The 10,589-nt window shown below is 46.7% G+C and carries 12 protein-coding genes; 6 read left to right on the top strand and 6 right to left on the bottom strand.

All coding sequences use genetic code 11. The annotated features are described in order from the left end of the window. A partial coding sequence (locus B4033_RS02870) for an acetamidase/formamidase family protein (protein WP_286831956.1) occupies positions 1-471 on the top strand: 471 nt, incomplete at its 5' end. 108 nt (positions 472-579) lie between these two features. Then, on the top strand, positions 580-876 hold the full coding sequence (locus tag B4033_RS02865; RefSeq protein ID WP_004813845.1) for an FmdB family zinc ribbon protein: 297 nt from the start codon (positions 580-582) through the stop codon (positions 874-876). A 59-nt stretch (positions 877-935) separates the two neighbouring features. On the opposite strand, the gene parE is transcribed toward B4033_RS02865, so the two are convergent. Together parE and B4033_RS02855 are read right to left on the bottom strand one after the other, a co-directional pair. Continuing rightward, positions 936-2,816: a DNA topoisomerase IV subunit B gene (parE, locus tag B4033_RS02860; RefSeq protein ID WP_286831953.1), complete on the bottom strand. Its 1,881-nt coding sequence runs from the start codon at positions 2,814-2,816 to the stop codon at positions 936-938. Between the two features lies 1 nt (position 2,817). Continuing rightward, entirely contained in the window at positions 2,818-3,411 is a 594-nt protein-coding gene (locus B4033_RS02855; protein ID WP_076752861.1) for a YqiA/YcfP family alpha/beta fold hydrolase, read from the bottom strand. Between the two features lie 246 nt (positions 3,412-3,657). Between B4033_RS02855 and B4033_RS02850 the strand changes: the two genes are divergently transcribed. Further along, positions 3,658-4,989: a hypothetical protein gene (locus B4033_RS02850; protein WP_286831951.1), complete on the top strand. Its 1,332-nt coding sequence runs from the start codon at positions 3,658-3,660 to the stop codon at positions 4,987-4,989. A gap of 43 nt (positions 4,990-5,032) precedes the next feature. Here B4033_RS02850 and B4033_RS02845 read toward each other — a convergent pair whose 3' ends face one another. Beyond that, complete coding sequence (locus B4033_RS02845) at positions 5,033-5,560, bottom strand: disulfide bond formation protein B (RefSeq protein ID WP_286831950.1); 528 nt, start codon at positions 5,558-5,560, stop codon at positions 5,033-5,035. Positions 5,561-5,578: 18 nt separating this feature from the next. Continuing rightward, positions 5,579-7,156: a glutamate--cysteine ligase gene (gene gshA, locus B4033_RS02840; RefSeq protein ID WP_076752858.1), complete on the bottom strand. Its 1,578-nt coding sequence runs from the start codon at positions 7,154-7,156 to the stop codon at positions 5,579-5,581. A 210-nt stretch (positions 7,157-7,366) separates the two neighbouring features. Here gshA and B4033_RS02835 point away from each other — a divergent pair, with 210 nt between their 5' ends. From B4033_RS02835 to B4033_RS02825, 3 genes are read left to right on the top strand one after another with little or no spacing between them, the layout of a single operon-like run. Beyond that, positions 7,367-7,906 carry a DUF924 family protein gene (locus B4033_RS02835; RefSeq protein WP_004813851.1) on the top strand — a complete coding sequence of 180 codons (540 nt, stop codon included), beginning with the start codon at positions 7,367-7,369 and terminating at the stop codon, positions 7,904-7,906. Positions 7,907-7,955: 49 nt separating this feature from the next. Then, positions 7,956-8,510, top strand: a complete 555-nt coding sequence (locus B4033_RS02830) for a CC0125/CC1285 family lipoprotein (protein ID WP_286831947.1) — start codon at positions 7,956-7,958, stop codon at positions 8,508-8,510. 8 nt (positions 8,511-8,518) lie between these two features. Next, entirely contained in the window at positions 8,519-9,820 is a 1,302-nt protein-coding gene (locus B4033_RS02825; protein ID WP_286831945.1) for a DUF445 domain-containing protein, read from the top strand. A 297-nt stretch (positions 9,821-10,117) separates the two neighbouring features. Here the strand turns inward: B4033_RS02825 and B4033_RS02820 are convergent, their stop codons facing one another. After that, complete coding sequence (locus B4033_RS02820; protein WP_048882148.1) at positions 10,118-10,405, bottom strand: DUF2798 domain-containing protein; 288 nt, start codon at positions 10,403-10,405, stop codon at positions 10,118-10,120. Further along, positions 10,362-10,589, bottom strand: a 228-nt coding sequence (locus tag B4033_RS02815; protein ID WP_286831943.1) for a hypothetical protein, incomplete at its 5' end; no start/stop codon positions are given. The genes B4033_RS02820 and B4033_RS02815, both read right to left, overlap by 44 nt.

The raw sequence follows: 10,589 nt of genomic DNA, 5'->3' as shown, positions 1-10,589 counted from the left end.
TTCTCGATGGGCGATCTGCACTTCTCGCAAGGAGATGGTGAAATCGGTTTCTGTGGCGCGATCGAAATGGATGGTGTTACCCGTGTCGGCTTCGACCTGATCAAGGGCGGTATGGAAAAGTACAATATCGATTCTCCAATCTTTGTGCCAAGTAATGTCCGTCCGGCTTATGACCAGTGGCTGACCTTTGAAGGCATCAGCGTTGAAGATGGCGTAAACCATTATCTGGATGCCACTGTGGCATATCGTCAGGCGTGTTTAAAAGCGATCAAATACCTTGAAAACTTTGGCTTTACCGGTTCACAAGCATACATGTTACTGACTGCGGCACCAGTTGAAGGCCGTATCGGTGGCATCGTGGATATTCCAAACTGTGCATGTACCGTATCTCTGCCAACTTCAATCTTCGAGCAGAACATCCTTCCTCAGGGTGCACTGAACGATGACAAATTCTGGGGGCATAAACGCTAGTTTTACAATTTATTGTTGTTTTAGCTTCGCAACGGGTAGTCATCCAACCTAAAGCCTTCGGCTACCCGTCTTTTTAATTTGAGGCCTTCATGCTACAGGAGTACAGAAATGCCGTTATATGATTTCCGCTGTGAGCATTGCGAGGGAATTTTTGAACAACGTGTTCCAATTGCCCGTATCTCGACCGATACGATTGAATGTAATTATTGCCAACAGCAGACTTTAGCTAAACCGATGATTACTGGTCATCAGCAAATTAATATGAAAAGCAAATGGCGTCCGGGTTCAGGTGCTGAACAACTTGCAGGGCCTCTGGTAGAAGGACCCGGTACCAACAAAAATAGCGCACGCAGCTCGGTTTTACATAATTGCCGCGGCGTTAACTGTTCTTTATGCGATGTCTAATCTTTATTCATAAAAAATCCCGCTCTGGCGGGATTTTTTGATTGCTCAAATTTGATAGTTTAAACCACCAGATCTGCCAGATTACCTTTCTGTTCCAACCAGTCTTTACGATCACTGGCACGTTTTTTTGCCAGTAATTTATCCAGTAAACCTGCGGTATGATGAGCATCATCTAAATCTAGCTGTACCAGACGGCGGGTATTTGGATCAAGCGTAGTTTCACGCAGCTGACTGGCATTCATCTCACCCAGACCCTTGAATCGGGTAATTTGTGGATTCTTGGTTTTGCATTTTTTCAGAATGCTATTTAGCTCGTCTTCATCCAAAGCATAGTGCACGTCTTTGTTGTCATCAATCCGGAATAAAGGCGGCATTGCGACATATAGATGGCCTTCTTCGACTAGCGTCGGGAAATGTTTCACAAACAGTGCGCACAGCAAGGTTGCAATATGCAGACCATCCGAGTCGGCATCGGCCAGAATACAGATCTTGCCATAGCGCAGTTCAGACAGGTCATCCGAACCCGGATCCACCCCAATGGCAATCGCGATATTATGTACTTCCTGAGACGCCAGCACCTCATCAGAAGAGACCTCCCAGGTATTCAGAATCTTACCTCGAATTGGCATGATCGCCTGGAAATTCTTGTCACGCGCCTGCTTGGCTGAACCGCCGGCAGAATCACCTTCCACAATAAATAATTCAGATTGATCGAGATCATGGCCTACACAATCCGACAGTTTCCCCGGCAAAGTTGGACCCGCAACAATTTTCTTACGTTCAACTTTCTTGGCCGCTTTCAGACGGCGTCCTGCTTTGGAAATGGCCATTTCAGCCAGTTGCATGGCGATATCTGAATTCTGGTTCAACCATAATGCAAAGGCATCTTTAGCAATATTCTGCACCACCCCGACCGCTTCACGACTCGACAGGCGTTCTTTGGTTTGACCTGAGAATTGCGGTTCCTGGAATTTCAGTGACAGGATATAGTTCACGCCGTCCCAGACATCTTCGGCAGACAGCTTCATGTTACGCGGCAACAGATTACGTAGCTCACAGAACTCACGCATCGCATCGGTCACGCCAGAACGCAGACCATTGACATGGGTACCGCCCTGCGCAGTTGGAATCAGGTTGACGTAGGATTCCTGAATGCTTTCGCCACCTTCCACATTCCAGCAGATGGCAAATTCAGCACTGGCACGCTCGGCATCACCCGTTGCAACAAAGGCTGGTGCCGGAATGATCTCACGGTCTTCCAGCTCATCCATCAGATAGTCGACTAGACCATTTTCAAACTGCCAGGTGATCTTTTCGTCATTAATCTGATCGATATAATTGATTTCTAAACCTGCGGCCAAAACGGCTTTGGCTTTTAGATTATGTTTTAAAGCTTTTAAAGCAAATTTTGGTGAATCAAAGTATTTGGCTTCTGGCCAGAATTGCACCGTAGTCCCAGACGCACGTTTTGGCGCTTTACCTTCGAGGACTTCTAGCGGACCTGTTGGCTCACCATTTTCAAAGGCCATTTTGTACAGGTTACCCTGACGCTGGACTGCGACTTCAACACGGGTCGACAACGCATTTACCACCGAGATCCCTACACCGTGTAGACCACCAGAGAACTGATAGTTATCGGTACTAAACTTACCGCCGGCATGCAGTTTAGTCAGGATGATTTCAATCCCGCTCTGACCATATTCCGGGTGAATATCCACCGGCATACCACGGCCATTGTCTTCGACTGATAACGAGCCATCTTTATAGACTGTCACGTTAATTTTGTTGGCATGTCCAGCCAGTGCCTCATCCACAGCATTGTCAATCACTTCCTGCGCCAGATGGTTTGGACGAGTGGTATCGGTATACATGCCCGGACGACGACGGACCGGGTCCAGACCAGACAGAACTTCAAGAGATTGAGCCGTATATTGAGACACGTTATTCGGTTTCCTTTTTTATGCAGTCCAATAAAAACTGTAACACCAGCGGAATTTTCTCCGCAAAATCATCCATCCCGTGATTGCCATTGGCCTCAGTCATCAGCATCGCCGGAGGATGAGCAGCACTATAATAGCGATGTGCTTCACGATAATCCAAAACTTCATCGCCTTGTTGTAACAGTACCAGTATTTTGTCTGCATCTTGTGCAGTTGGCAGTGCCAGTCCTTCCAGCTGATCAAGATGTGAATCATCCAGACGCCAGTTCGGATGCACCTGTAATGGCAGCTCATCATCGAACAGTTCGCGGAACAGCTGCCATGGTCGCATGGCCGGATTGATCAGTACAGCCGGCACACTATGCTTGGCGACCAGATGTGTCGCATAAAATCCCCCCAGGCTACTGCCCACCAAGCTTACATGGTCCAGTGACTCAATCAGCGCTGACATATGCTGAATAGTATCCACAGGTGACATGTTCAGATCTGGCAAATGCACCTGAATTTGTGGATTTTTTTCGCAATACTGCTGAAGCAGCTGGCCCTTGATCGAGGCAGCGCTGCTTCGAAAGCCGTGTAAGTAAATGACATTCATCAATTATTAATAAAAACGCCTATATTTTAATCAAAATCTATTTTATATATGAGAGATGGATCATCGTTATCTAATCTGTTTTTGGTGAATTGTCCGACAAAAAACACCGCAGTTTTTCACGTTCCTCGGTATTTTAAGAATATTCCCAGAAAAATTAGAAACATCAAAGTTCAGAAGAATTTATACCGCGAACGTCTTTAAAAAGAAAGGTCTCAGATATTCGCATTGATGAAAGGAACGGATCCGATGACAAGCTTAACGCCATTGCATGAAACCTATTGCAAGTGGGATCGTACTCCTCCTACCCAGGCAGATGTACTGGAAGGACTTGCTCAGCTTGTTACCATGCGGTTTAATGATGTTGCCCAAGAACTGATCAAGACTATCCAGCGTGAAATCTTATATAGTTTCTTTGGTTTAAGTGAACGTCATTCAGAAAAAATCCAGAACCTGCCTGCCATTGTCCGGCTCTATCAGCGTTCCTATGACCTGTTGTTTCACTATGGCAATACCATGGTTGCCCCTGGACTACGCCGTATCATTACCAGATTCCCACGTCTGCATGACAAGCCGCTGACGCCGAGCCTGCATTTTCTGGTTGGTGTGCTAAATGGCATCATTGGCGACTATCTGCTCAAGCATCAAAATCCGATGGCATTGCCGATGGTAGTTTATGATCACTATACTTCATTGCAGCAAGGCGAACTGACTGGCCGGATTACTATATTCGTGCATGGCTTATGTATGAATCATCTGACCTGGTCCAATCATAAGCATGAAGGCATTGGTGAAAAGCTGCTGGCACAGCGCGATAACAATACCATGTTATATCTCAACTATAACTCCGGACGCCGCATTTCCGCCAATGGCCGTAGTCTGGCCAATACCCTGCATGACTTGATCACCCGCAATCCCGGCATTACCAGTATTGATCTGATCGGACACAGTATGGGCGGATTAGTCGCTCGTAGTGCCCTGTTCTATGGCAAACAGCATGTCTATGAATGGGTCAATATGGTCGACAATCTGGTCTGTCTCGGCTCACCACATCATGGTGCAGCATTAGAGCGCTTTGGTTTTAGCCTGCAGGATAAATTGGGACGCTTCCCGTTTGGAAAGATTATTGGTCATGTGGTGAATATCCGCAGTAATGGCATTCTGGATCTGCGCCACGGCAGTGTTCGGGATGATGACTGGGAACATAATGAAGTCAGAATTGGCCTGATGGATGATAACCGTAAACCGGCACCGATTCCGTCACATATCCAAACCTATCTGGTGGCCGGTACGATTGAATATGAAAACCGGCATAACCGCACCCGCAATGTGATTGGGGATTATCTGGTCAGTGTCAAAAGTGCACTCGGTGAGCATCCGAACCCGCGTTTTCAGTTGAAAGTTCCAGACTCCCATAAAGCAATTTTCTATGGATTGAACCATTTTGAAATCCGGTTTCACCCACAAGTGGCTGAACAGATCGTGCGCTGGTTCTATCCGAGTGTGGAGGACAAAGTCTTTGACCAGATCCATGAATATATGATGGACCTGGAAAGTGTTGAAGGCATTGCTCTGACCTGATTCAGCTATAAAAAAAACCCTCAAATGAGGGCTTTTATTTGCATCAGTATTTATCTCTTAGGCATTTGACTGGCGCCGTCTGATATTTACGGAATAACTGCCATAAACTGACCAGCAACAAGATACAGAAAAATACCAGTGACCAGACCGGTAAAGACTGCCCCAGAAAAGTCCAGTCCACTTTGGCACATTCACCTGAACCGCTAAGTACCTGCTGGAACACCGACTTCATTGGCAAGGTTTCCAGCCAGTAATCCAGACCCGGACCACAACTTGGGACTTTATCCGGCGGCAGGTTTTGCAGCCAGACATGACGTGCTGCCACACCTGCGGACCACAAAATACTCACTGATCCTAAAAAGGCATACAGGCGTTTCATGCCATTTGCTTTCGGATTATGCAAGAAAGCAATGAAAGAAATAATCCCCAGACCAATCAGGCCAATACGCTGAAAAATACACAACGGGCAAGGCTCAAGACCCTGCACATGTTCTAGATATAATGCAAATGCCATCCCCATCACGGATGCGGCAAATAACGCACCACTCACGAAGCGGTAACCCCATTTCATGGTCTATCCTCTTGTTTTTTATCGAAATTGAGCGAGATATTCAGCAAAGCTGATGCTGCTATCTTGCTCGAGTTCCTGCTGTTGCTGCAAGGACTTTTGTACTAACTCATCAAAATATGCAGTGGTTTTTTTACTGAGCTGATGCGCTTGATAAACCGCAGCATGCTGCTGTGCCAGCACCTGGCCGAAATGCCACATGCCACCCTGCTTACGGATATCACCCACCACAAGCGCAGAAAGTGTCGCATCGACTTCATCAACACGGATTTGCATGGTTTTCATGGCTGTCGTGTAAAGATTATTGCCATATGCTGCATCCAATAATTCTGCCAGCGGCTGCATGCGCGCCAGATGAACTGCACACCAGTCTTCGATTAGATATTTTTGACCATTTTCCAGAATAGCCGCATTCGGAGCACGACCACGATTGACCACTTCAGCCTGATTCTTTTCGATGATGTCCTGCTCATCGCTCAGCAGTGCCGGGCTGTCCTGCAATAAACAGTACAGTGCAACTACTTCCAGGAAGCCTGCGGTATGTTCATCAATCCCGATCGGGCTGTATGGATTGACATCCACTGCACGCAGTTCCACATAGCCAATACCACGATTTGCCAGTGCCTGTGATGGAGTTTCACCGGCTTCTGGCACCTGCTTTGGACGTACCAGACTGTAATATTCATTTTCGATCTGTAGCACATGATCATTGATCTGGATGGGTTGCCCTGTTGCATCTTCAAGGCCCAGACGGGTAAATTGTTTATATGGTGTTTTAACTGCTTTTTGCAGACCTTCCAGATAGTCCTGCAAGTTATTGTAATGAATACCGAGCTGCTTTTGGGCTGAGTTCTGATAACCGAAACGGCCCATGCGCAATGCAGTTGAATATGGGGTATATAAGGTGCCGCGAGTAAGTGGCAACAGCTGATGGTCACGACCGGTCATAAAGCATTGGCACACTGCCGGGCTAGCACCGACCAGGAACATCACCAATGGTGTCAGTCGGATAAAATTACGGATCAGCCCCATATAACGGTGGCTACGGTAATCCTGCAGGCTTAAGTTACGCAGTGATTCATCACTTTCGTTGGCCTGTAGCGCTTCGAAGAAATGATCCGGGAAAGACAGATTATAATGTACGCCCGAAATGGTCTGCATACGGCGACCATAGCGCACACCTAGACCACGACGGTAAAGTGTCTTGAATAAACCAATATTGGAAGAACCGTACTGCGCCAGTGGAATGCTGTCATCGCTGCTGTCGAGCATGCATGGCATCGACATCGGCCACAGCTTTTCTTCATCTTCCAGTTTGCGATGTACGATGGCATGGATATCCATCAGGTAATCCAAAGCGCCACGAATACTGTCTTTTGGCGGAGTAATAAACTCCATCAAGGCTTCAGAATAGTCAGTGGTGATATGCGGATGAGTCAGGGCTGAACCTAGTGCTACAGGATGCGGCCTTTGCGACAGAAAGCCATTACCTTGCATACGCAGGCTTTCTCGCTCAATTCCGCGCAGCATCCCCTTGATGAGCGACGAATCCACCCAAGTTGGTAATACAGCTTGGCTGGTCGATTCAGGTTGACTCATTACAATCTCGCTTAATGGGCTAAACTATTAAAATAAAATCATCATTTTATAAGAGTATAACGTGATTTTAGATCCGCACATTACACCCTGCCTGCTTTTCAGGCAAATCATTGATTTTAATTCCGCAAATTTTTAACACAAACTTTCTCTATAAGACATGTGAAATTTGTGATTTTATTAACGAATAAATGCTAACGAATTGTAAACCTTATGAATTATCAAGATATTTTGGACTTCTGGTTTAGTGCCGAAACCCAGCCGAACTGGTTTGCCAAAAGCGACCATTTCGACCAAAGTTTGACTGAGCAATTTTCAGAAATTCTGGAACAGGCAAGTCAGGCTGAATTATGGTCCTGGCGTAAAACTGCTGAAGGCCGTCTGGCAGAAATCATTGTTCTGGACCAGTTTTCTCGCAATATTTTTCGGGGTACTGCACGTGCTTTTGCCCAAGATAGCCTGGCTCTAGCTCTGGCACAGGAAGCCATTAGTCTGGATCTGGACAAGCAGCTCAGTCCGGAACAGCGGGCTTTTTTATATATGCCGTTCATGCACAGTGAATCCAGACTGATTCATGAATATGCCTTCAAACTATTTCAACGCCTCGGTAATCCGTCTAATCTCGAATATGAAATCAAGCATAAAATCATTATCGAACGCTTTGGACGCTACCCACATCGCAACCAGATTCTGGGCCGTGAATCTACCGAGGAAGAATTAAGTTTCCTGACCCAGCCGGATAGCAGTTTTTAGGTATTTTCAGGTGCTGCTGTCGCTGGATCACCCCATCAGGAGAACGAAGATGAAGAAGACCATCATCGCCTTAGCATTTGCAAGCACTGCCCTGCTTTCAGGCTGTGCAACGACCCCTTCCAAACCACTGACCTTTGACCAGCTCGGCCAGTACAGTACTACACCTCTCAATGCCCAGACTTACCGGATCAGTTTCAAGGCGCGTCCAAACATGAGCTTTGGGACAGCTGAAGAAATTACCTTAGTCAAGGCGGCCCAGACGACTATACATAATGGTTTCCAGTTCTTTCGGGTGCTGGATGATCCAAGCAACCGTACCCAACGACCTCCGCGTGAAGCAATCGTCTATCCCACACCCATGCCATATCCCTATGGCTATTATCGCCGGCATCCATTTTATTGGCCTGATCCCTTCTATGACATGCCGTATCGTGTCACTGTAGAGCCAGCACAGATTGCCTATACGATTGAATGCTTTAAACAGGGACAGGCGCCCAAAGATGCCTTCGATGCTCGCTTGATTCTACAATCGCTCGGCGCTAAATATGGTCTGAGCCCAACAGGTGAGATACTGCAGCCACAGCCCGTGACTACGACTAAATAGGAGTCTTTATGCAGACAGAGACCAGTTCACCGAGCCTGCAACGCAGTAAACGTTTTGCCACCATTGCCTTAATTGTGGCTGTCGTCACTTGGCTGGCACTGATGGTCGCTGCCAAATTACTGCCAGAATATGTATGGTTGATCCATATCCTGATGCTGTCTGCAGAAGCGGGTGTGGTAGGTGGAATGGCAGACTGGTACGCAATTACCGTTCTGTTCCGCAATCCTTTTGGCAAGTTGCCTATTCCCAGATTTCTGCGTGACCACACCGAGATCATTCCACGCAATAAGGCCCGTATTGCCGAGTCGATGGGTCGCTTTGTGCAGGAAAACTTCCTGTCTCCACAGATTGTGGAGCGTAGTCTGGCCAGTACCGACCTGAGCCTGGCAGCAGGCCGCTGGCTGGCAAATCCGGAGAATAACCGTCAGGTGACTCAGGTCATCCAGCAGACTGCTCCACGGATCTTTGAATTTGTCGGTCAGGAACAGATTTCCGGCTTTATTCAGAGCAATAGTGTGCAATGGGTGAAAAGCACCCAGATCAATCATCTGGCCAGTGAGATGCTACGTGCCGTCCTGGAAAATGACTTTCATCAGGATGTTCTGCAACGTGGCCTGGATCTGGCACATGCCTGGATGACATCACATCCGGAGCAGACCCGTGAACTGACCCGTACCCTGTTTAAGGAAATGGGAGTGTGGAAATTGGCAAAGGGTGCCAGCTGGATCGGGATTGACGTGCAACAGCGCAGTATCGACTCGGTAATTCAGCGCGTCGAAGCCATGCTGGCAGATCCGGATCATCCTTGGCGCCTGAAGATTGAAGAGTCCGCCCATCAGCTGATGCTGCAACTGGCTGACAATGATAGCGATGTCAGTCAGCGTCTAAATTCTGCTAAAGATGCCCTGCTGGACAGCCCACAGGTACTGAATTTCATTAGTGGTGCCGTGGTGATTCTCTGTGATGCGATCAAGGCAGATCTGGAAAAACCGGATTCCGGTATTGCAGAAAATCTACGTATTGCCATTCAGCAAGTGGGTGAAAATATCATTTCCAACAGTTCAGTGCGTGAATTACTGAATAACCGTATGAGTAATATGGCAGTTGACTTAAGTGATCAATACAGCGAGAAAGTCATCCGTTTTATCAGTGAACGGATTCATGAATGGGATTCACGTGAAATGATTGACAAGATTGAAAATGAGGTCGGTGGCGATCTGCATATGATCCGGGTCAACGGTGTGGTGGTCGGGGCCTTTATCGGCCTGGTACTGGGGATTATCCGGGCCATTGTCGAATATGTGCTTTGATTCTTAGCTTATACTCAAATCTCAGGGATTGAGCTATCGTCCAAGTTCTATTTGCCAGATAAGAACCCTAGGAAACCTTAAGCATGTTTTAAGCAGTACAAGGTCAGGTGTAGTTCCTGCTAGAACAATCTTGGTAATCCTTTTGTCCTGCTTAATCTCAAAAAGCTGGAGATCTTCTTGCTTGCTCTAGTGCAAGCCAAAGTCCTGAAAATTGATCATTCGGGCCAGCTGTATGCTTTTCAAAATCGGCAGGTAAATCAACTCAATCAACGCGTGAGTTGTATGCAATCAATAAATCTACTTGGGCAGTTGTGAGCCACTCATATCCACCAACAGGCCAGTGAGCTTACGTACGAATGGCAACAATAGCAGCACGATCGGAAAAGCGAACGCCCAGGAAATCATCCAGTTGTGCAGCCATAATGAAATAAAACCTTCAATCCAGCCCAAAGTACGCAGCATATTAATGAAAGAAATAATACCGCTCATCAGGCAGGACAGGATGAAAGGGATAATTATCAGTGCCCATTTAGCGGGAAGTCTAGGAATATTGCCAAAGATAACCGGGCGTTGTTGCGAATCCACTGCAAGCTCTTTTTGTTATTTCAGTCTGGTTAATATAGGCTATTTTTAGTGATTGAGGATTCATTTTTATAGCAAATTTTGCAACTTGCTTATTACGATATTCTTTATGTGATATACGAACGAATAAATGACAATTTTGTATAAATCTTCCAGCTACCGATCGTATATTTTTTATTCCCCATAA

The organism is Acinetobacter sp. UBA3132, from assembly GCF_002364825.1.
GTDB classification, from domain to species: Bacteria; Pseudomonadota; Gammaproteobacteria; order Pseudomonadales; family Moraxellaceae; genus Acinetobacter; species Acinetobacter schindleri.
The sequence above is the reverse complement of the archived record's forward strand: the minus strand, read 5'-3'. Positions and strand labels throughout refer to the sequence as shown.

Coding starts and splice junctions, on each gene's coding strand:
- B4033_RS02865 (WP_004813845.1), top strand. CDS start 580: ATGCCGTTATATGATTTCCGCTGTGAGCATTGCGAGGGAATTTTTGAA.
- B4033_RS02855 (WP_076752861.1), bottom strand. CDS start 3,411: ATGAATGTCATTTACTTACACGGCTTTCGAAGCAGCGCTGCCTCGATC.
- B4033_RS02850 (WP_286831951.1), top strand. CDS start 3,658: ATGACAAGCTTAACGCCATTGCATGAAACCTATTGCAAGTGGGATCGT.
- B4033_RS02845 (WP_286831950.1), bottom strand. CDS start 5,560: ATGAAATGGGGTTACCGCTTCGTGAGTGGTGCGTTATTTGCCGCATCC.
- gshA (WP_076752858.1), bottom strand. CDS start 7,156: ATGAGTCAACCTGAATCGACCAGCCAAGCTGTATTACCAACTTGGGTG.
- B4033_RS02835 (WP_004813851.1), top strand. CDS start 7,367: ATGAATTATCAAGATATTTTGGACTTCTGGTTTAGTGCCGAAACCCAG.
- B4033_RS02830 (WP_286831947.1), top strand. CDS start 7,956: ATGAAGAAGACCATCATCGCCTTAGCATTTGCAAGCACTGCCCTGCTT.
- B4033_RS02825 (WP_286831945.1), top strand. CDS start 8,519: ATGCAGACAGAGACCAGTTCACCGAGCCTGCAACGCAGTAAACGTTTT.